Here is a 21,012-nt window from a genome sequence, read left to right as displayed (position 1 = left end):
AGATTCGGCGGTTCATATTGAAAAGGATTTCTATGAAAAGCGCAAAGCAGATAGCCAACGACATGGCGGATGCCGTAAACATTGACAGCAATTTAGTACGCGGGTTTGCACAAGGCTTTATCAGTGTACCGGTAGATTTCTACTACCTGGGCTACGACTATATTGATACTGAAAACAGATGGTTAAACTCGCAAGATAAAGAGCGATTTATCAGACTCATCAAGTCAGGCATGGCCAATAAAGCGAGCATCGAAAAAGTGGCTCATATCTTCATCGAAAATTTCGCCAGCAAAGTCAATTTTGAAGATGTTAAGGACATGACCATAAGAACATCAGGAAAACTCATCGGCAAATTCGCATTTAATCAGTTAGCCACCGCAAACATGGGATATATATTCTCTAAACAAATAATCCCACGGCTTGTCTCGGGTGTTGCCGTTGGCTCCATTCTTACCGCTGGGGCAAGCATATCGCGCTCTGTCTATACATCACGCGACTTGAGGGCAAGAAACCCACGGATGTATGATCAACTCAGACGCCTGGGAAACCTCGATCTGCTGTACTTTCTGTTAGAAAACAAAGTCCGACCATTCGAGGATGCCGTCTCAGTTTGGGAAAGAGATCGAAAGAAATTCAGCCAAATTTGTCAGTACTTTTTTGCAAAGGTTAACGTATGAAGAACTTTATGCTAGCGGCTTTATCCAGAATTATTCAGGGCATAGGGTGTGGAGTGGTAGTCCTCTCGCTATTGGCCATTGCCTGGTTCGTATTTTACTCCGACGACAATTTTAAGTATCTGTGGGTTGCGACCTCCATAGCTGGAGTTTTCTTAGGGTATTTCATTTTCAGGTTTGCGGTTAAAAAAGTGTACGATGAAAGTCCTGAGTGAACAGTGTAATTTAAATTAAATAAAGACAGTTATCATATTGCTTTCAATGCTAATTACTGACTCTCTTGCCGATGAGCTGTAATTAACTCAGCTACATTCTGCACGCAGACTACTATCTTTGCGACGTATCTACCCCAGATAATTAGATGAGCCAAAGCTACGAAAGTGGCGGAAAGCCATTAAAACCTATCTATCCCATTGTTATAGAAAGAAGATAGTTCGAATGGGTTGCTTCTGGCCCCACTCACTTTGGTTGTAATACTCGCCAGGGGACTTGTGAAGAGCATGCCAAAACTTATGCAGGGAATACCAGTTAAATGGCAAAGTCCATCCCGAAAAACTAACCAAACAAATTAATAACACTGTCAATAATAAATACTTTTGACTAATAGCATAATCCACGGTCTGATAAGCAACAAAACATGATGCTTGTTAGATGAAAAATGAACTTCAGATCAAATTTGACCAATATATTAGAGAGTTACGCAATGAGCATGTCTGGTCATAGGAATAGTTCGTTGATAAGTGTGAACTAGATCTCAATTATATAAGTGGGATTGAGTGTCGAGTTAGGAATCTCACCTTAGAAGTGATAAATTTACTTGCTATCGGTTTGTCCATAACAATAAAATATTTTTTAATTCCTTTTAAAATCACACTAGTGGAAAATAAAATTAATTTGAGGAATACTTTATGAAGCAGCAATCACTTTCCATTACGCCTATAGCAATAAAAGAAGTAGATAACATTAGCATGGGCATTCTCCCAAATGGAGAAACATTCCTATCTCTCCAAGGGCTAGCTAGATTTTGCGGTATGGCTCCGAGCTCAATAATTCAATTAGCACAAGACTGGGAAAAAGGAGAAGCTCAAGGGCGTCAAAGGGGAAGGCAATTAGAAGAGCTAATAAAAGAATGGACGGAAACGGAACAAGCTCCAGATAGTTTATATGTACAATTAAGTAGTAACAATTCAATAACAGGGACTATACACGCAGTTCCTGAGCAAATTGTTATGGCCATAACCGACTATTATGCTCATTTTGCACAGGTTAAAAAAGATGAAGCCATAATAAACTATCGAAAAGCAGCAAAATTTGGTTTGCGCAAATATATATATGAGCGTCTGAGCTATAAAGAAACAGACGCCATATCAAAGAGCTGGTCATTATTTCAAGAGCGGATTCTTTTAAATGAGACCCCGCGAGGGTACTTCACGATGTTTGATGAGGCAACATCGATAATAGCCTCATTAATAAGAAATAATATTATTGTCGATGATTCCATTATGCCAGATGGAAGTTTAGGAAGCCATTGGGGTCGTTATTGGAGAGCAAATTCCCTTTCGGAAAAATATGGGGAACAAATAAAAATAAGACATAACTTCCCTGAATCTTATAGACAGTTAGACCCGGAAATAAATGCATACCCTCACAGTGCGCTTTCAGAATTTAGAGGGTGGTTTGAAGACGTGTATCTGCCTGAAAAATATCCCGAGTATGTAAAACGGAAAGTCAAGGATGGAAAAATAATGCTAGAGTCTATTCCAGTATTACTATCAGCAGTAATGCCTCCAGACGTTTCAGAAAAAAGATTGCGTTAAACACTACGTTTCAGAGCTCATTTTAATTTTTATAGTGAGTTCTGAAAACACATAGCAGTAAAAATAAATTTAACTTTATTTATTATCTGGCTAATTTTCACAATCTATTAACCCCTTCCATAAAGGCAGCATTAAGTAATTACATGTGAGACTCTAAAAATATTATCAACTTTATATTATTGAAGATATTCCACAAAACCAGCTCAGATATTGATTTTTAAATATCATTTAGAATAATATATCCATGCATCGTATTAATAATGAAAATTTGCCAAGCGTATCACTGTAAGAAATAAAATCAGAGTTATAATTTTATTCTTCTACTACACATGTAACTTTTTAATACAAAGGATGCTATATGTCCACATATGAAATCATTAAAGATGCAATTGAAAACCAAAAACAAATTGTTGCTACTTATCAAGGACACATTCGTGAACTTTGCCCACATGCAATTGGTACTAAAAATGGCAGGGAGCAAGCATTATTCTATCAATTTGGAGGACATAGTAGCAGTGGCAGGATTGTCCCTGGTTCTCCATCCAATTGGAGATGCCTGCCAATAGATGGATTGAGTAACATTAGTGTTAGAGATGGTACTTGGCATACAGCCGGCAATCATAGCAGAACTCAATCTTGCATTGACTGGATTGATGTAGAGGTCAATTTATAACAATAATAACTGGCAGTTACCACTGCCAGTTATTTTTTTATAATCATGAATAAAACTCAGTATAAAAACGCCTCTCCAAAAAAAATTAAGAACTAGCGGTGAAAATCCACTTAATAGCCAAGTATACTAATGCAATCCACAACATACTCTTTGCCATAGAATTAATACTTTCCAGCCGTCGCTTAGCATTATCTATCTTGCAATAAAGTTCTGAAGACAATTTATCCGCAGCATATTTCACCTCAACATCTTCATCAAACTTAGCATATCGAGAGAATGCATCCATTAGATTTTTCTTTAACGAAATGTAAGATTCAAAATGGACATCATTGGACATCTTCGTGATAAAATAAACCATTAGCAAGCCAATAAAAATTAAAGCCGAATCTAAAAACCCACTAGCTTTAGCTAAGCCACCAATAGCAATTAAAGCACCAGGGATAGTGAATGCTTTGTTTTGGCTTGATGAAACAAATTCATTTATTTTCGATGTGTACTCAAGATTTTTTTGATCTAATTCATTTAATATTTTATTGACAGAGAATCTTTTTGTATAAAGATCCAACAACTCATTATATCTTTTATAGAACTTAGCACTTCTATTAATCAAGGATGTGATATTTTTATTATCATCATCTCCCAAAATATCCAGTAAAGCAGCTCTCATTATAGAGACTCTTTCTGGAGATTGGGCATCATCTATAGATAATACTTTGATGAACTCTAATGCATTTTTAAGATTAGTATCGCAACCTTCTTGTCCTAAGATATCCTTTAACGAGCAGGACATGTTTATGAATAACTCTTTCCCTCCAGAGTCATTAGGTACGAAAATAACACAATCCTTGTCTACATGATAATTTGATATTTTTGCAACTACATTCTTCCATTCTAAATAGCTTTCGATACAAACAATTTTCTTCTCATCTGATGGAAAGTCATTACCATTGAGAAGATAATAGATTTCTGGTAATGAGCTATTATTTCTCACATCACGCCAGAGATCGTCTATAGACTGATAAAACGGACATTTACCATCTAGCCAAGCATTTGCCTGCAGTGAAAAACCAATTTTATTGGTGCCAACCCTCGGAGATTTTAGCACACTTATAAAACCTATTGCAGTAAGTGCATTTTTTATTTCATTTATTTTAGTTGCATTTTCTCCAGTCAGCTCTATGGTCACAATATGACCATCGATATCCACATCTGATTGAGAAAGAATCTCTATTATGAATTTAAAACTTAACTCCTTATCCATAACAACCTCTCAACTTTGTTACTCCTTAACAAAAGCATCTAAGTTATCTACTTCTTGGTCCGAGAGTTCGATAATTAAACGACGAGCTTGCTTATCAAACGTAACTGGTTTTCCATCATTTTTTCCGCCTAGCACATTTCTAGAAATTTTACACGAGTAATTCCCATTCTCATCTTTCAAATCTATAGAAACAGCTTTCTTTACTGAATGCACTGTTGGTTCGAAAACCTCATCAACTTTATACTCATTTAGATTAACAAAATCTTTGAATTTCCCTTTCCCTTTGTGGTCATTAGGAAGAATTCGATCAATTTGCTCTTGTATATCTTGGATTGTTATTTTTTTATCGTGCATGTCTTTAGATTTTTTATGAACAAACTCTTGAATTTTTTGATCAACGGCATCTTCCTCCGACATGGACAGATTTAAAGTTTCAATGAAGTCTTCCAGTGCTCTAAAAACCTCTGAGATACTTCTTTGATTATCTATTTTAGGATCACATCCCAAAGCTCTTTTGAAAAATTCGCTTTTCGACTTCCCGGAAATAAACCCAACATAAGATTCCCCATTGTTTTCAGGATAACTAGCCTCAAATAATGTTAGATCAATCATGGCTGCTTGTCTTAATGAGTCGATATCAATAGATGTTAGCTGTTCAGGCACTAAGTTATCATCGAACTCAAAGACACCTTTCTTATCTACCATCAAAACCAGCAAACGCCCTAGCCCAGCCATATCATCGTCAGTTTTGTAATGTATAAAAATCAAAGCACCACCAACTAATGTCGATTTTTCTGCATTAGCCTCTAGTTTCATTTTTTTCATTATTGCGCTAACGAAATCTTCGAAACCAAAATTATCATTAATATATCTAGTGAAAGCATCAGGCGTTGACAATGGGAGAGTATCTTTTTTTATAAAACCGTGTAGTTTACCCTTCCGTCTAAATTTGCTTTCTATCCTTTTCAAAAAAAGCTGTACATCACCTTTACCTAAATGCCAAAGAGCCCCCATATCATGGTCGAATAGTACAGCTCCTTCTTTCTTAATCAGCTCCGCTGTTAAAGCAAATTGGGGGCTATACCTCAATGGGGTTGTAATTAGTGCTGACTCATAGCCACAAGAGTTACATAATTGATTTTTTATATATTCTGTATCACCACACTCAGGACAGGCGGTTGTGTCTTGTTCGTTTAACATAATGCTTCCTTTCAATATAATTAACACTAACAACTAATTACGATATGTATTAACTATATTAATGGCAATCAAAAGGATTTTGCACTGTTCTTTTAAACAGTGAAATTGCTGCGCCACAACCAAAACACTGTACATAAACACAGTATCGTGTAATTAAAAGATTTACAAGTGACTTTTGACTGAAAAAAAATAAATTCAAATTGAATAATTTATACGGAATTAATTTTAAATATAAAACAACACTGTGATGTTATTAGCGCTTAACACAGTGCTCGCTCTTTATACATAGTGAATGTGATTTGGCACGCATTATGCCACAACGAGGTTCAGAGATCGCGGGAGGTTTTGGTGACATTTTGAGCGTTTCCGACGGATGAGTCATACCTGCATTTAATAACGCCGATGAAAGTCACAGGAAGGCTTCACGCAGCAAGCCGTACAATAACTGGAACAAATTCACCAAAAATATTAATTAGCGGTATTAATTAAAATAAAAAATGAATTTCATTCTCGCCAGATACCGCACCAGGTAAGAATAAATCGCACCTGAATACCTCTTGAAAATCATTGATACAGTCAACGCACCTCTATTTAATTCTATTTCTTGCCGACTATCGCCACATATTCTGCTATACGCGACATTTTGTGACCCTCCTCTTAAATGCCAGGATTTTTTCAATGATTAATGCGCGACAGCTCACTAAATCGGTACTGTACCACCTCACCACTACACGGCATAACTTCCAAAAAAATATATAAATACAAAAAGTTAAAAAAATCAAACCACCATTATCCCATTAATCGTCCTCATATTGCATAGCATTGTACATACAAGTATATGTAAACGTGACGTTGCCATTTTGTTGGCGTTTCGGGTCTCGGTTATCGCCGCACCGGATAACGCCGTCTGTGGCCAGAAAATAATAACAACACACCGTCCACCTATCGCGAGAGATAACGATGAACACTGCTGAAAAAACCTTGCCCAAAAGCCAAACGGCAGAGAAAGGCGCGGTAAATTACAAAGTCATTGTCGGCGCCAGCCTGGGCAACGGCCTGGAGATTTTCGACTTCACCGTGTACAGCTTCTTTGCCGCCATCATCGGCAAACTCTATTTCCCCAGCGACAGCGCCTACGGTTCATTGTTGATGTCGGTGGCGGTGTTCGGCGTCGGCTTTATCATGCGCCCGCTGGGCAGCATGGTGCTGGGCGCCTATGCCGATCGGGTCGGCCGCAAGGCCGCCATGCTGATGACCATCGTGCTGATGGGCGTCGGCACTGCCCTGATCGCCTTCGCGCCGACCCATGCGCAAATCGGCGTTCTGGCGCCGGTGCTGATCGTAGTCGGCCGCCTGATTCAGGGCTTCGCTGCCGGCGGTGAAGTGGGCTCAGCGACTACGCTGCTGCTGGAGTCGGCCGGCGCCAATCAGCGAGGCTTTTTCGTCAGCTGGCAGGCGATCAGCCAGGGCGTCAGCGCCCTGCTCGGCGCCTCTTGCGGGCTGGCGCTCACCTATTTTCTGCCGGAAGAGGCGCTTTATGCCTGGGGCTGGCGCGTGCCGTTCATCATCGGCCTGCTGATCATTCCGGTCGGCGTCTATATCCGTAAGCACCTTGAAGAGACCTACAGCGGCGAACAGCCGGATCGTGCGCGGATACCGTTGAATCCGGTATGGGATCTGGTGAGCAACCATGCTAAAGACCTGTTGCTGGGTGTGCTGGTCATCATGTCCGGCACCGTGATGGTTTATGTTGTGCTGCTTTACATGCCGACCTACATGATGCAGACCTACCACATCGCCGGCCCGACCGCCTATCTGTTCAGCTGCATCGCCTCCGTGGTGCAAATTGTGGCAGTCTATTACGCCGGGCGCTATGTCGATCGGATCCAGAATTACAAAAGGCCGCTGCTGTTCTCGATCTTTGCGGCACTGATCCTGATTTACCCGACCTTCTGGTTCCTCAGCGCCACGCAAACCCTGTGGCTGGCGATTATTTTCCGCATCCTGCTGATCGGCGCGCTAGGCATCAACATGCTGGCGAGCACCATGCTGATCGTCTCGGCGCTGCCGCGCCACGTGCGCGCCACCGGCACCTCGATGATTTACGCTTTCGGCGTGACGCTGTTTGGCGGATCGGCGCAGCTGATCGTCACCTGGCTGCTGGAGACCAGCGGCAACCCGCTGGCGCCGGCGTGGTACGTGACCGGCATGCTGACCGTCAGCCTGATAGCCACTCTGCTGTTCCGGGAGCGTCATAAAGAATAGCGCATGCTGCCGGGCCACGTGGCTATTGGCTGCCCGGCGTTGGCGTAACACTCTGTTCCTGCAAGACGGCAATAAACGCCTGCGCGGCGGCGCTGCGGTAAGCGCCTTTGCGCTGCAGCCATACCGCCTGCCGCACCGGCATAGCGTTGGCCAATGCCACTTTTTTCAACTGCCGGTTCTCGCGCGCAATGGCGGCCGGCAGCAGCGTGGCGAGCTGCCCACGCCGCACGATCTCGACGATGGCGCCCAGCGCGTTGGCCTCCACCGCCACCTGCGGCCGAAATCCCAGCTGCGTGCAGTAGCGATCGATAAACTGGCGCGTGGCGAAGTCGCCGCTCAGCAAGGCCAGCGGCAGATGTTGCCACTCCGCCAGCGTCAGCGGCCGGCGATGCGCCGCCAGGGGATGGTCGGCGCCGACCATCAGCTCCAGCGTCTCGCTGAATAACGCCGCCGCTTCCACCTCCGCCGACTGCGCCATCTCGAAGGCAATGCCCAGGTCCAGCCGATCCTGCGCCAGCAGCGCCTCGATTCGCTCTTGCGCCATCTCCTCAATGCTCAGGGTAATCCCCGGATAGCGGCGGTAGAACGCATCGATCGCCGGCCCCACCAGATAGGCGGTGAAGGTCGGCGTCATCGCCAGCCGCAAATGGCCGCGCGCCAGCGTCGCCACGTCATGGATCGCCCGCGCGCCGGCGTCCAGATCCTGCAGCGCCAGCCGCGCATAGCGCATCCACGCCTCACCGGCGTCGGTCAGGCGCACGGCTCTACCGCTGCGATCGAACAGCGGCGCCCCCAGTGTGTCTTCCAGCTGCTTGATCTGTTGAGACAGCGTCGGTTGCGAGACGTGCAGCACTTCGGCGGCGCGGGTGAAGTTGCCCTGTTCAGCAACGGCCAGAAAATAACGGATGTGTCGCAGCAGCATGGCGCCCCAACTATTAGTAAAACCTATAGCTGGCATTATAAATGGGTCTTAGACCCTATAGCCAGAAGCGTTCATCATGCCGCCATCGCATAACGACACCCAATGGAGAAACGGATGAAAGAGGTGATTGAAGGCTTCCTGAAATTCCAGCGCGAAGCCTTTGTTGAACGCACGGCGCTGTTTCAGCAGTTGGCGACCCGCCAAAACCCGCGCACCCTGTTTATCTCATGTTCCGACAGCCGCCTGGTGCCAGAGCTGGTCACCCAGCGCGAGCCGGGCGATCTGTTCGTGATCCGCAACGCCGGTAACATCGTGCCTTCTTTCGGCCCCGAACCCGGCGGGGTTACCGCCTCGGTCGAGTACGCCGTCGCCGCGCTGGGCGTGGAGGATATCGTGATCTGCGGCCATTCCGACTGCGGCGCGATGACCGCCATCGCCACCTGCCAGTGTCTGGAGCACCTGCCGACGGTCGCCGGCTGGCTGCGTTACGCCGATTCCGCGAAGGCGGTCAATCAGGCTTATCCGCACGCCTCCGATGAGGCCCGGGTCGCGTCGATGGTGCGCGAAAACGTCGTCGCCCAGCTCAACAACATCAAAACGCACCCTTCCGTCGCCCTGGCGCTGGATCAGGGCCGCCTGACGCTGCACGGCTGGGTCTATGACATCGCCAGCGGCGCTATCGAGGCGCTGGACGGCGAAACCCGCCGCTTCGTGCCGCTCACCACCCATCCCGACGTGACCGCCACCCCGGCGATCGCCCGCTTTTAAGCCAACAAAAGGAGCTAACATGACACACTCTCTGCACAATGCCGCCCCGCGCTCAGCGCTCACCGACACCATCATGGCCGCCAAGATCCGCCATAACCTGACTTTCGACGCGCTGGCCGAGGGCACGGGTCTCAGCCTGGCGTTCGTCACCGCCGCGCTGCTGGGGCAGCATGCGCTGCCGGAACCGGCGGCGCGCACGGTCGCGGCCAAGCTGGGGCTGGACGAAGAGGCGGTGCTGCTGCTGCAAACCATCCCGCTGCGCGGCAGCATTCCCGGCGGCGTGCCGACCGATCCGACCATTTATCGCTTCTATGAAATGCTGCAGGTTTACGGTTCCACGCTGAAAGCGCTGGTGCACGAGCAGTTCGGCGACGGCATCATCAGCGCCATCAACTTCAAGCTGGATATCAAAAAGGTCGCCGATCCGGACGGCGGCGAACGTGCGGTGATCACCCTGGACGGCAAATACCTGCCGACCAAGCCTTTCTAATTGGCCTTTCGCCGGCGGCCCGCCGCCGCCGGCAAATTGACAGCCAACCGGCCATTGGCTACATTATCTGCGCTGAAACGCCGCCCTGGCGTTTTTCACTGCCCGAGGCCTGTATGTTGGAGATTGTAACCACCCGATAGTCGCTTCCTTGCCGTATGGCGAGGGACTCTGACGTATCCGACGCGCGTTTGCGCGGGGATGCGCGTATCTGGGGTTATTACAGGATCTCCCAACATGAACATTTCCAAAGCGGAACAACGCGTGCTGCACGTGTTGGCCAAAGGCGGCTATATCGCCTTCACCCGCAACGACGCCGGTCGCGTCACCCACGTCGAATGCTACACCCGCGAAGGGCTCGGCCTGGCCGACTGCTCGCTGGCCGTCTTCACCAAGCTCAAAACCAAACGCCTGATCCTCTCTCGCCAGGGGCGCCCTTATCGCGTCACCTTCGCCGGGCTCAAGGCCGTGCGTGCGCAGCTGGATAACCGTTAATCATCGATACCGGCCGGGCAGGCAGCCCGGTCGACTCAGCCTTGTTGATCAGGAGACAACCATGAACATCACTTTACGCCACGAAACGCCGGCCGACGTCGGCGCCATCGCCACCCTGACCGCCGCCGCGTTCCTGCATGCCGAACACAGCAGCCACACCGAGCAGTTTATCGTCAACGCGCTGCGTGCGGCAGGCGCTCTCACCCTGTCGCTGGTCGCTGAGCACAATGGCACACCGATCGGGCATGCGTCCGTCTCACCGGTCGTGCTCAGCAACGGCGGCGCCGGTTGGTACGGGCTGGCGCCGGTGTCGGTGCTGCCGGCCTGTCAGAGCCGGGGGATCGGCAGCCGGCTGATCCGCCAGCTATTGGCCGAACTGCAAGAACGGCACGCCGCAGGCTGCGTGGTGCTGGGCGATCCGAACTATTACGGCCGTTTCGGCTTCCTGGCGCAAACGGCGCTGACCCTGCCGGGCGTGCCGCAAGACTACTTCCGCGCCATCACCTTCCAGGGCGCGCTGCCGTGTGCAGAAGTCGCCTTCCACAACGCGTTTAACGCCGAAGCCTAACCCTGTTGCCGGCGCCGTCATGGCGCCGGTTTTCAGTCCTGTTCGCCATAACGCAAGACGGTCATCCCTTCCTCTTCCGCCGGGGGAACAAAGTACTGTGCCAGGCGCTCAAACTCCGTTTCGCTCAGTGTAAACGGATGCTCGCCGCGCGCGTTTCTCAGCGTTATCCGGCTCAGGCACTGCGCATGGCTGACGTCGAGAAAGTGCAGGCAGTGTGCAACACCGGCCTCCTCCGCCAATGCTTTGGCCCAGCGCCGCCTGTCCGGCGTATTCATCGGGAAATCGAGCGCCACGGACCAGCCGCCGCGCAGCAGCTGAACGAGGTGCCCGCCCAACGCCCGCCGCAACCGGTCGGAACAGCGCGCATAGTCTTGCAGGCTGGCCATCTCCTGTTCATACAGCGTCGCCAGCCACGCATCTTCGACCAGCAACAGCGTTTGCGGTTGCTGCGCCAAACGCTGCGCCAGCGTCGATTTGCCTGCGCCGGCCTTGCCGCACATCAGGTGTAAAACTGCAGGGTAGGTTTTCATGGCGTTCTCCGGTCGTTGCCGGAAGGGGATAAAAAAACCCGCCTGCCGGCGGGTTTTTATTGGCGACACACGCGCTATCCCACCCTTTGGAGAAGGGTGATAATAATTTGCGCGAATGGGCGATAGGATTTTTTCATAACTAATGAATATGACAACCGTGCGCCGTTGTCAATTCGCCGTCATCAATCCCTGTTCTCGCACAAACTCGGTGAATAAACTCACTTTCTGCTGCACATGCCGGCGCGTCGGGTAAACCGCGAAGACCTGATGCGCTTCGGCAATCTGTTCAGGGAACAACCGCACCAGCCTGCCGGCGGCGATTTCGGGATCCGCCACGAACGACGGCAGCGAACCGATGCCCAGTCCCGCCACCAGCATATCCCGCAGCATCAGGCTGTTGTTGGCGATCAACCGGGGAGTGAACGCCACGCTCAGGCTCTCCTCGCCGGCGGTGAACTGCCACTGCCCCGGCCTTTCCGCCAGGGAATAGGCCAGACAGCTGTGCCGCTGCAAGTCATTCGGCGTTTGCGGCACACCGTGCTGTGCCAAATAGCCGGGCGCGGCGCAAATTCGCTGGTGCACTTCACCCAGCGCCCGGGCGCTGAGGGAAGAATCCGGCAGCCGTCGGCGAATGCGCAGGGAAATATCGAAACCGGCCGCCACCACGTCCAATACCCTGTCGTCCAGCGTCAGTTCCACCTGCAGCTGCGGGTAACGTTGCATAAACGGCGGCAGCAGCGGCGACAGCACCGTCAGGCCGAACGAAAGCGGCGCATTGACCCGCAGCGTGCCGGAGACCTGCTGCGCGCTGGCGGCAACCGTCTGCTCCAGCGCGTCGAACTCGCCGAGCAATCGGCAGGCTTCCTGGTAATAGAGCTGCCCGGCTTCGGTCAGGCTCATGCTGCGAGTGGTGCGCACCAGCAACAGCGTCCCCAACCGGTTCTCTAACTGCTTAATCTGCTTGCTCAACGCCGCCGGCGTGATCGCCAGATCCTCCGCCGCCTTATAGAAACTGTTGCGCTCAACCACGCGGCGAAAGGCGCGCATCGTCAGTAGCACGTCCACATTATGTCCCATAAGTTAATTATTAATTCAGTAAACCATAGATTATTAACCAAATAAACAACAGTAGACTTTATTCAACCGCTTCCCTGAGTGTGAAGTGAATTTAATGTACTGATAAAAATGGAGTTAATAATGAAAAAGACCCTGTTCGCCCTGATGCTCGGCCTGACCGCCGCCACCGCCCCCGTCGCCGCGCTGGCGCAATCCCCCGCCGCCGACAGCCGCCAGGCGGGTTATGTGCAACCGCTGACCGCCGACAACAGTCTGCTGCTGCTGGTCGATCTGCAGGACATGTTCGGCATGACCATTTCCTCTATCGATCAAACCAATCTGGTGAATAACGCCGCCGGTATCGCCAAGGCCGCCAAGGTGTTCAACGTGCCGACCATTCTGGCCTCGGCTAACGCCAAAAGTTTCGCCGGGCCGGTATTCCAGCAGGTGACGCAGGCACGCCCGGATCTGCAGGTGTACGATCGCACCGCCATCAACGTCTGGCAGGATCGGCGCGTGGTGGATCTGATCAAACAATCCGGCCGCAAGAAAATCATCATCGGCGGGCTGTGGACCGCCAGCTGCGTGATGCTGCCGGCGCTGTCCGCCCTGGGCGAGGGTTATGAGGTTTATATCCTGTCGGACGTCACCGGCGACATTACGCCAGACAGCCAAAACAACGCCATGCAGCGTCTGATACAGGCGGGCGCCACCCCTATCAACTGGGTGGCATTAATGCTGGAATGGCAGCAGGACTGGAGCCGCAAGGCCACGGCGGGGGGCGTATTGCAGATCGCCCGCGACCACGGCGCCGCCTGGGGAATGGGTGCCAGCTACGCCGGAGCAATGAAAGTGGGCAGCGAAGCGAAATAACAGACGAAAGCCCGCCGCCGGCGGGCTTTTTTCGGGTGTGGTGATAACAACGGCTATCCTGTGGCGCCTGATCGCGACTCTCCAACCCGTAATCCCGCACCACCTCCGCCACCCGCAGCCGGTACTGCGCCAGCACCTCGCCACGGCCGCGCGCCTGCGCCGCCCGGTGCTGCTCGAGATTGCGCCACTGCTGCACCGCCGCCTCGTCGCGCCAGAAGGAGAGCGACAGCAGGCGCGCAGGATCGGCCAGGCTTTGAAAACGCTCGATGGAAATGAATCCGTCGATCTGCGCCAACAGCGGCTTCAGCTCCGCCGCCAGCGTCAGATAGGTATCACGCTGCCCATCGGCGGCCTGCAGTTCAAAAATCACGGCGATCATTATCGTTTCCTCTCAACGGTAACATTCAGGTACGCGCACATTGTAGCCACCGCACCCATTCCAACGCCCGCTCATCAATATCCAGCGAACACAGACGCACTGGCCCAGAGTGCGACAACCACAGGCTAGCAATGGACGCGCAGTCATACTTCGTCTAACCTCGAAGTATGCATGACATCGACATAGAAGATCGTTTAGCGGCGCTGAGCGCCGCCATCGCCGACCGCACCCGGGCGCGCATGCTGTGCCTGTTGATGGATGGGCGCGCCTACACCGCCACCGAGCTCAGCGCGGCGGTCGAGGTCGCCCCGTCCACCGCCAGCGCGCATCTGGCGAAACTGCTGGAGCAGCGGCTGCTCGCCTGCGTCAAACAGGGGCGCTACCGCTATTTCAGGCTGGCCGGCCAGCCGGTGGCCGACGCGCTGGAAGGCCTGATGGCGCTGGCGGGCGTACCGCGCCCGTCGGTGAAAAGCAGCACGCCCACCACGCTGCAATATGCCCGCACCTGCTACGACCACATGGCGGGCGAGGTGGCGGTGAAGCTGCACGATCGGCTACGTGCGCTGAACTGGCTGACCGGTGAGGAAGACTACCGGTTAAGCGACGCCGGTCAGGCCGCGCTGGCGCGGCTGGGCGTCGATTGCTCCCCCGCCCCCACCCGCCGCCGCTTCGCCTGCGGCTGCCTGGACTGGAGCGAACGCCGCTCTCACCTCGGTGGCGCACTGGGCGCCGCGCTGTTGGCCGCTTTTATTCAACGCGGCTGGATCGTCCGCCGGCTCGACAGCCGCGAGCTGCAGCTGACCCCCGCCGGTAAAAAAGCGCTGGCCGCACATTTTGAGCTCACGGTGTAACCCGGCGGCGGGGTAGTTTTACTGCAATACTCAAGGGGTACGCTTAAGCGACCCCGCCAACCCGAGGAGTTTCCATGCTCGATTCCACCCAATTCCCGATCGTCAAACGCTGGCCGGCTCAGCACCCGGAACGGCTGCAGCTCTACTCTCTGCCGACGCCGAACGGTGTCAAAGTGTCCATCATGCTGGAAGAGATCGGCCTGCCTTATGAAGCGCACCTGATCGACATCGGCAACAACGAAACCTGGACGCCGGAATTTCTGGCGCTGAACCCGAACGGCAAGATCCCGGCGATCATCGATCCCGATGGCCCCGGCGGCCGGCCGCTGCCGCTGTTCGAATCCGGCGCCATTCTGCTCTACCTGGCGGAAAAGAGCGGCCGTTTCCTTCCGCAGGATCCGGCGCAGCGTTACGAAACCATTCAGTGGGTGTTCTTCCAGATGGCCGCCGTCGGCCCGATGTTTGGCCAGCTCGGTTTCTTCCACAAATTCGCCGGGCGCGAGTATGAAGACAAACGGCCGCTGGAGCGCTACACAAACGAATCGAAACGCCTGCTCGGCGTGCTGGAAACGCGCCTGGAGGGCCGCGATTGGATCATGGGCGCGGACTACACCATCGCCGATATCTCGCTGCTGGGCTGGGTGCGTAACCTGATCGGCTTTTATGAGGCGCGCGAGCTGGTGGCGTTCGACAGTTTCCCGCGCGTCGCGCAGTGGCTGGAGCGCGGTCTGGCGCGGCCGGCGGTACAGCGTGGGCTGGCTATCCCGGCGCGCGCGGCCTGACGCCAAACGGGGTGGCCGCCGGGCCATCCCGTCTTTCGCTGTCATAAAATTGTCATCCCTCTGCTCTACTCTCCTTTCGTAACAATTTGATGTTATTTACATTGTTGTATTACGACAAGGAGCTTACCCCATGCAACCTGCTGTATCCCTGATCGCCGGCGCCGTGCTGTCCGCCCTGCTCTGTTCCTCCGCCACCGCGACGGAAACCTCAGCCAATGCCGATGGCCTGACCGAGCGCGCCGCGCGCGGCACCCTCACCGAGCCGGGCGGCGCCCGTCGCCTGGCCGGCGATCAGACCGCCGCGCTGAAGGCGTCGCTGTCGGACAAAACGGTGAAAAACGTGATCCTGCTGATCGGCGACGGCATGGGGGATTCCGAGATCACCGCCGCGCGTAACTACGCCGAAGGTGCCGGCGGTTACTTCAAGGGCATCGACGCCCTGCCGCTGACCGGGCAATACACCCACTACTCGCTGGACAAGAAAACCCACAAGCCGGATTACGTGACCGACTCCGCCGCCTCCGCCACCGCCTGGGCCACCGGGGTGAAAACCTATAACGGCGCGCTCGGCGTCGACGTAAACGGCAAAGACCAACCAACGCTGCTGGAGATCGCCAAGGCGGCCGGCAAGGCCACCGGCAACGTCTCCACCGCCGAACTGCAGGACGCCACGCCGGCGGCGCTGGTGTCGCACGTCACCTCGCGCAAATGCTACGGCCCGCAGGAAACCAGCGAGAAATGCGCCGCTAACGCGCTGGAAAACGGCGGCCGCGGCTCCATCACCGAGCAACTGCTGAAAACTCGCGCCGACGTCACGCTGGGCGGCGGCGCGAAGTCCTTCAATCAGCTGGCGAAAAGCGGCGAATGGCAAGGAAAATCGCTGAAGGATCAGGCAGCAGCGCAGGGTTATCAGTGGGTGAGCAACGCGGATGAGCTGCAGGCCGTTACCCTGGCCAATCAGCAAAAGCCGCTGCTGGGCCTGTTCGCCGACGGCAACATGCCGGTGCGCTGGCTGGGGCCGAAAGCCAGCTATCACGGCAACCTCGACAAGCCGGCGGTAACCTGCGAAGACAACCCGGCGCGCACCGCGGCCACGCCAACGCTGGCGGCGATGACCGAAAAAGCGATCGCGCTGCTGAAAGACAACCCAAACGGCTTCTTCCTGCAGGTAGAGGGCGCGTCGATCGATAAGCAGGATCACGCCGCCAACCCGTGCGGGCAGATTGGTGAAACCGTCGATCTGGACGAAGCGGTGCAAAAAGCGCTGGCCTTCGCCCGCGCCGACGGCAACACGCTGGTGATCGTCACCGCCGACCACGCGCACGCCAGCCAGATCGTCGCTGCCGACGCCAAAGCGCCAGGCCTGACCCAGACACTGACCACCAAAGACGGCGCGCCGATGACCCTCAGCTACGGCAACTCGGAAGAAGAGTCGCAGGGGCACACCGGCACCCAGCTGCGCGTCGCGGCCTATGGCCCGCACGCCGCCAACGTGGTGGGGTTGACCGATCAGACCGATCTGTTCTTCACCATGCGCGATGCGATGGGCATCAAGTAACCACCTTGTGAATCATGGCCGCCCGTAGCGGCGGCCATTTATTATTGGTTACCGATGTATATTTGCAATTTAACCGCAATTATTGTGTGATAACGAAATAACGTTTAATTGCGCGGCAATTAGCCCCTGAAAATAACGCGGTTATACGGCCCTTCCCCCCTCTCTGTTTATTCCTGCGACAGCAACCGACCTATTTTTGCTTATATTCATTTTTTTTAGTTACAAAAGTAGTTTTTAACATTCTCGCAAACAATAATACCCCGCCAGTAACGTGAACCGATCAATTTGCATCCGGACGGCCTGCAATAGTTCACTTTTCGTTAAAAACCCTATTAACAAAAAGGCATTATCGCTGCCTATCGGCTCACGCCGGGCGGTCGGCTTCACTATTTTCCAGGGTAACTCCCGCTAAATTCTTTCACCTGCAATGAGTAGAATTTACACACAAGAGATTTAATTCAATGAGAAAATTACTCGTCCTGATTTTCAGCCTCAGCCTGTTTAGCGTTACGCAGCAGGCAGCGGCTGAAGAGAAGAATAAAACCGTCGACGTGGTGTTGATCGGCGGCGGCATCATGAGCGCCACCTTGGGTACCTATCTGCATGAGCTGGAGCCGACCTGGACCATCGACATGTACGAGCGCATGAACGGCGTGGCGGAAGAGAGCTCCAACGGCTGGAACAACGCCGGTACCGGCCACTCCGCCTTCAGCGAAATGAACTACACGCCGGAAAAAGCCGATGGCACCATCGATATCAGCAAGGCGGTGAAGGTCAACGAGTCTTTCGAAATCTCCCGCCAGTTCTGGTCTTATCAGGTGAAGAACGCTGTCCTGAAAGATCCGAAATCCTTCATTAACAGCGTGCCGCACATGAGCTTCGTGTGGGGTGACGATAACGTCAACTTCCTGCGTAAACGCTACGCGGCGCTGCAGCACAGCACCCTGTTCCGCGGCATGGAATACTCCGAAGATCCTGCGCAAATCAAACAGTGGGCGCCGCTGGTGATGAACGGCCGCGATCCGGCGCAGAAAATCGCCGCGACCCGCATGCCGCTGGGTACCGACGTTAACTTCGGCGTGATCACCCACCAGCTGGTTGACGCGCTGAGCGCCAGCGACAAGTTCAAGCTGAACCTGAGCCACGAAGTACGCGACATCAAGCGCAACGCCGACCAGACCTGGAGCGTGACCGTTGCCGATCTGAACCGCGACGGTAAAGAAACCACCGTTAACGCCAAGTTCGTGTTCATCGGCGCCGGCGGCGCGTCCCTGACCCTGCTGCAGAAATCCGGCATCCCAGAAGCCGACGGCTACGGCGGCTTCCCGGTCGGCGGCCAGTTCCTGGTCACCACCAACCCGGCGATCGCCAACCAGCACCTGGCCAAAGTGTATGGCCTGGCCAGCGTAGGTTCGCCGCCGATGTCCGTGCCGCACCTGGATACCCGTATGCTGGACGGCAAGCGCGTGCTGCTGTTCGGGCCGTTCGCCACCTTCTCCAGCAAGTTCCTGAAGAACGGTTCACTGTTCGATCTGCTGCACTCGCTGAGCACCTCGAACCTGATGCCGATGACCCACGTTGGTCTGGATAACTTCGATCTGGTGAAATACCTGGTCGGCCAGCTGATGATGAACGACGACGATCGCTTCGCCGCGCTGAAAGAGTACTTCCCGGACGCCAAGCAGGAAGACTGGAAGCTGTGGACCGCAGGCCAGCGCGTGCAGATCATCAAGAAAGACGCGGATAAAGGCGGCGTGCTGCAGTTCGGTACCGAAGTCGTCAGCTCTGAAGACGGCAGCATCGCCGCTCTGCTGGGCGCGTCACCGGGCGCTTCCACCGCTGCGCCAATCATGCTGCACCTGATGGAAACCGTGTTCAAAGACAAAGTGGCGACGCCGGAATGGCAGAGCAAGCTGAAAGAGATCATCCCGTCCTACGGCCACAAGCTGAACGGCGATATCGAGATGACCAACAAGATCCGCGGCTACACCAGCAGCGTCCTGGGTCTGAACTACATTGAAGTGAAACCGGAAACCAACTGATTTTCCACTCGTTTCCTGCTGGAAAGGCCGCTTTATGCGGCCTTTCTTTTATCCCCCTGCGATTCAAAGAGCATTTTTGGTCACCTTTTTACCCCCGGTTTACCCTTGCGTAACGGCGCACTCACGCCTATTATCAAAGCATATTCTTGGATAATTAAGCTAAGTCACTGTGACCTGAATGTCGTTTTTGCGGGAGAACTAAAACCATGGATCGCGTCAATATCATTCACGATTTACTAGACTGGATTGAAACTCATCTGGACCAGCCGCTGCTGCTGGATAACGTCGCCGCCAAGTCGGGCTACTCCAAATGGCACCTGCAGCGCATGTTCCGCAGCACCACTGGCCACGCGCTCGGCAGCTATATCCGCGAGCGGCGCCTGTCGCAGGCGGCGCAGGCGCTGCGCTCCACCCCGCGCCCGATCCTGGATATCGCCCTGCAATACCATTTCGATTCTCAGCCTTCGTTCTCACGCGCCTTCAAGAAACAGTTCGGCAAAACCCCGGCGGTCTATCGCCGCACCACTCGCTGGGACGTCGCGGAATGGCCGGCGCAGCCGGTAGAGCTGGAGGCCGAGCCACGCCACGATGCCCCCACGCTGCCCCGCTGGTACGCCGGCAAACCGCCGGAAGGCGTTTGCACCACCTGGATGGGGCTGCGTTGATAAACGCGGCATAACACGTAAAAAGGGTTCAGTTCTCGCGAACTGAACCCTTTTTTATTGAAGCGACGCCGGATTATTTGAAGGTGACGTCGACGTTAGCGGTGGCATTGAACACCCCGGTCTTCGGCGTATTGGTCAACCACTTCAGGTTCGCAATAAAGGTCTCTTTCACTTCGTTCTGCTTATCCTGCAGCACGCCGCCGAAATCCACGTTGGTTTGCAGTGGGATCGGTTTTTTACTGGTGTCGCGCTGCTGCGTCAGGAAGATCGCCACGCCCGGTTGAGTGGTTGGCAGGATCTGCGTGTTGTCTGACGGATCGGCGTTGGTGCTGCTGAAACTGGCCTGCAGAGATTGGCCGGCACATTCGCCGCCGCTCAAGGTAGCCTTGATATCGAACGGCACCTGCTTGGCGATGGTGCCGGTTTTGGCGCTGGAGCTGGTTAGCACGCCGAAATCGACGCTGGCGCCGTTGTTGGCCAACACGGTGATCTGCGGGTTGCACTGGATCACGCGGATCTTGTCCAGTCCCTTGATGTAGGCGTTAAAGTTGCTGTCTTTGGTGGCGTTCAGCCCCAACTCACCATCGATCTGGAACAGCGAAGCGCGCGCCAATGGCGGGAAGTTACCCGCAGGCGGTTTCACCCCGGTGGCTTTGATATACACCGAATAGGTGGCAGTCACCGCCTGAGGATCGGCTTTTCTTCTGTTACTACCCGGTTTGGTCCCCGGCCCCAAATCAGGGCCCGTCGGCCGGTTGGAGCTTTGCTTCAGGTTGATCGCGTCATAATCACGCCCGTTGATCGATACCCCAATCTCCAACGACTTATCCAATGCGCCGAACGAGTTCTGCGGGTTCCAATAGATGTAAGCGTTCTCTCCACGCGGGTAGTTGTCGGTATCCCAGCAGGTAAAGGTGGAGGTAAAGTTCTGCGAACGCCAAATCAGGTTGCCTTTAACGAAGTCGCTGGCGGCCAGCACGATCGGGCGGCCGACATCGATATCCTGCGTCACGCTGCCAACCGGGTTTTTTGAACCCGTCGAGTTGCCGAAACGGCACTGCATCGCCGCCGCCTGTTGCGCCATCGCCAACCCCGCCAGCCCCACCACCGACAGAAGTGTGTTACGTGCTAATTTGCTCAAGTTCA

Annotated in this window: 20 protein-coding genes and 1 pseudogene; 14 read left to right on the top strand and 7 right to left on the bottom strand. The window is 53.3% G+C overall.

Going from position 1 to position 21,012, the window contains the following annotated elements; translation table 11 throughout:
• The first annotated feature begins 32 nt into the window (after nucleotides 1-32).
• The 3 genes from C9411_RS15665 to C9411_RS15650 all read left to right on the top strand — a co-directional run bounded on the left by C9411_RS15665 (nucleotide 33) and on the right by C9411_RS15650 (nucleotide 3,164).
• A complete protein-coding gene (locus C9411_RS15665) occupies nucleotides 33-677 on the top strand; it encodes a hypothetical protein (RefSeq protein ID WP_107227435.1) in 645 nt (214 codons plus the stop codon).
• Nucleotides 678-1,582: 905 nt separating this feature from the next.
• A complete protein-coding gene (locus C9411_RS25620) occupies nucleotides 1,583-2,491 on the top strand; it encodes a hypothetical protein (RefSeq protein ID WP_146158883.1) in 909 nt (302 codons plus the stop codon).
• Nucleotides 2,492-2,849: 358 nt separating this feature from the next.
• Complete coding sequence (locus C9411_RS15650; protein WP_107227433.1) at nucleotides 2,850-3,164, top strand: hypothetical protein; 315 nt, start codon at nucleotides 2,850-2,852, stop codon at nucleotides 3,162-3,164.
• A gap of 85 nt (nucleotides 3,165-3,249) precedes the next feature.
• Here the strand turns inward: C9411_RS15650 and C9411_RS15645 are convergent, their stop codons facing one another.
• Together C9411_RS15645 and C9411_RS15640 are read right to left on the bottom strand one after the other, a co-directional pair.
• Complete coding sequence (locus C9411_RS15645; protein ID WP_107227432.1) at nucleotides 3,250-4,425, bottom strand: hypothetical protein; 1,176 nt, start codon at nucleotides 4,423-4,425, stop codon at nucleotides 3,250-3,252.
• A gap of 18 nt (nucleotides 4,426-4,443) precedes the next feature.
• Complete coding sequence (locus C9411_RS15640) at nucleotides 4,444-5,625, bottom strand: nucleoid-associated protein (RefSeq protein WP_107227431.1); 1,182 nt, start codon at nucleotides 5,623-5,625, stop codon at nucleotides 4,444-4,446.
• 960 nt (nucleotides 5,626-6,585) lie between these two features.
• Between C9411_RS15640 and C9411_RS15635 the strand changes: the two genes are divergently transcribed.
• On the top strand, nucleotides 6,586-7,890 hold the full coding sequence (locus tag C9411_RS15635; RefSeq protein ID WP_107227430.1) for an MFS transporter: 1,305 nt from the start codon (nucleotides 6,586-6,588) through the stop codon (nucleotides 7,888-7,890).
• 22 nt (nucleotides 7,891-7,912) lie between these two features.
• Here C9411_RS15635 and cynR read toward each other — a convergent pair whose 3' ends face one another.
• Nucleotides 7,913-8,812, bottom strand: coding sequence for a transcriptional regulator CynR (gene cynR / locus C9411_RS15630; protein WP_107227429.1), 900 nt, complete (start codon nucleotides 8,810-8,812; stop codon nucleotides 7,913-7,915).
• Nucleotides 8,813-8,926: 114 nt separating this feature from the next.
• On the opposite strand from cynR, the gene C9411_RS15625 reads away from it, so the two are divergent.
• The 4 genes from C9411_RS15625 (at nucleotide 8,927) to C9411_RS15610 (ending at nucleotide 11,130) form a co-directional block, all read left to right on the top strand.
• The gene (locus tag C9411_RS15625; RefSeq protein WP_063988854.1) at nucleotides 8,927-9,580 is read left to right on the top strand and encodes a carbonic anhydrase; all 654 of its coding nucleotides are present in this window, start codon (nucleotides 8,927-8,929) and stop codon (nucleotides 9,578-9,580) included.
• Between the two features lie 19 nt (nucleotides 9,581-9,599).
• Complete coding sequence (gene cynS / locus C9411_RS15620; RefSeq protein ID WP_063988853.1) at nucleotides 9,600-10,070, top strand: cyanase; 471 nt, start codon at nucleotides 9,600-9,602, stop codon at nucleotides 10,068-10,070.
• 234 nt (nucleotides 10,071-10,304) lie between these two features.
• Entirely contained in the window at nucleotides 10,305-10,562 is a 258-nt protein-coding gene (locus tag C9411_RS15615; RefSeq protein ID WP_004939031.1) for a YjhX family toxin, read from the top strand.
• A 61-nt stretch (nucleotides 10,563-10,623) separates the two neighbouring features.
• Nucleotides 10,624-11,130: a GNAT family N-acetyltransferase gene (locus C9411_RS15610; RefSeq protein ID WP_107227428.1), complete on the top strand. Its 507-nt coding sequence runs from the start codon at nucleotides 10,624-10,626 to the stop codon at nucleotides 11,128-11,130.
• A gap of 32 nt (nucleotides 11,131-11,162) precedes the next feature.
• Here C9411_RS15610 and C9411_RS15605 read toward each other — a convergent pair whose 3' ends face one another.
• Nucleotides 11,163-11,660, bottom strand: a complete 498-nt coding sequence (locus C9411_RS15605; RefSeq protein ID WP_063988851.1) for an ATP-binding protein — start codon at nucleotides 11,658-11,660, stop codon at nucleotides 11,163-11,165.
• A gap of 168 nt (nucleotides 11,661-11,828) precedes the next feature.
• Nucleotides 11,829-12,737 (bottom strand): LysR family transcriptional regulator, encoded by a 909-nt coding sequence (locus C9411_RS15600; RefSeq protein ID WP_233221917.1) that lies wholly within the window; start codon nucleotides 12,735-12,737, stop codon nucleotides 11,829-11,831.
• 120 nt (nucleotides 12,738-12,857) lie between these two features.
• Here C9411_RS15600 and C9411_RS15595 point away from each other — a divergent pair, with 120 nt between their 5' ends.
• Nucleotides 12,858-13,589 carry an isochorismatase family protein gene (locus tag C9411_RS15595; RefSeq protein WP_107227426.1) on the top strand — a complete coding sequence of 244 codons (732 nt, stop codon included), beginning with the start codon at nucleotides 12,858-12,860 and terminating at the stop codon, nucleotides 13,587-13,589.
• Nucleotides 13,590-13,629: 40 nt separating this feature from the next.
• On the opposite strand, the pseudogene C9411_RS15590 reads toward C9411_RS15595, so the two are convergent.
• A pseudogene (locus C9411_RS15590) lies at nucleotides 13,630-13,968 on the bottom strand (antibiotic biosynthesis monooxygenase); the annotation flags it as partial.
• Between the two features lie 167 nt (nucleotides 13,969-14,135).
• On the opposite strand from C9411_RS15590, the gene C9411_RS15585 reads away from it, so the two are divergent.
• From C9411_RS15585 to C9411_RS15565, 5 genes are all read left to right on the top strand, one after another.
• Nucleotides 14,136-14,819 (top strand): helix-turn-helix transcriptional regulator, encoded by a 684-nt coding sequence (locus C9411_RS15585; RefSeq protein WP_107227425.1) that lies wholly within the window; start codon nucleotides 14,136-14,138, stop codon nucleotides 14,817-14,819.
• A gap of 74 nt (nucleotides 14,820-14,893) precedes the next feature.
• On the top strand, nucleotides 14,894-15,601 hold the full coding sequence (locus tag C9411_RS15580) for a glutathione S-transferase N-terminal domain-containing protein (RefSeq protein ID WP_063988847.1): 708 nt from the start codon (nucleotides 14,894-14,896) through the stop codon (nucleotides 15,599-15,601).
• A 130-nt stretch (nucleotides 15,602-15,731) separates the two neighbouring features.
• Entirely contained in the window at nucleotides 15,732-17,159 is a 1,428-nt protein-coding gene (phoA, locus tag C9411_RS15575; protein ID WP_063988846.1) for an alkaline phosphatase, read from the top strand.
• A gap of 461 nt (nucleotides 17,160-17,620) precedes the next feature.
• Nucleotides 17,621-19,201: a malate dehydrogenase (quinone) gene (gene mqo, locus C9411_RS15570; RefSeq protein WP_063988845.1), complete on the top strand. Its 1,581-nt coding sequence runs from the start codon at nucleotides 17,621-17,623 to the stop codon at nucleotides 19,199-19,201.
• Between the two features lie 206 nt (nucleotides 19,202-19,407).
• On the top strand, nucleotides 19,408-19,866 hold the full coding sequence (locus C9411_RS15565; RefSeq protein WP_107227424.1) for a helix-turn-helix domain-containing protein: 459 nt from the start codon (nucleotides 19,408-19,410) through the stop codon (nucleotides 19,864-19,866).
• Nucleotides 19,867-19,939: 73 nt separating this feature from the next.
• On the opposite strand, the gene C9411_RS15560 is transcribed toward C9411_RS15565, so the two are convergent.
• Nucleotides 19,940-21,007 carry a fimbrial protein gene (locus tag C9411_RS15560; protein WP_204275812.1) on the bottom strand — a complete coding sequence of 356 codons (1,068 nt, stop codon included), beginning with the start codon at nucleotides 21,005-21,007 and terminating at the stop codon, nucleotides 19,940-19,942.
• Nucleotides 21,008-21,012: the final 5 nt, after the last annotated feature.

The organism is Serratia sp. Nf2, assembly GCF_003028435.1.
Lineage (GTDB): Bacteria > Pseudomonadota > Gammaproteobacteria > Enterobacterales > Enterobacteriaceae > Serratia > Serratia marcescens_L.
The sequence above is the reverse complement of the archived record's forward strand: the minus strand, read 5'-3'. Positions and strand labels throughout refer to the sequence as shown.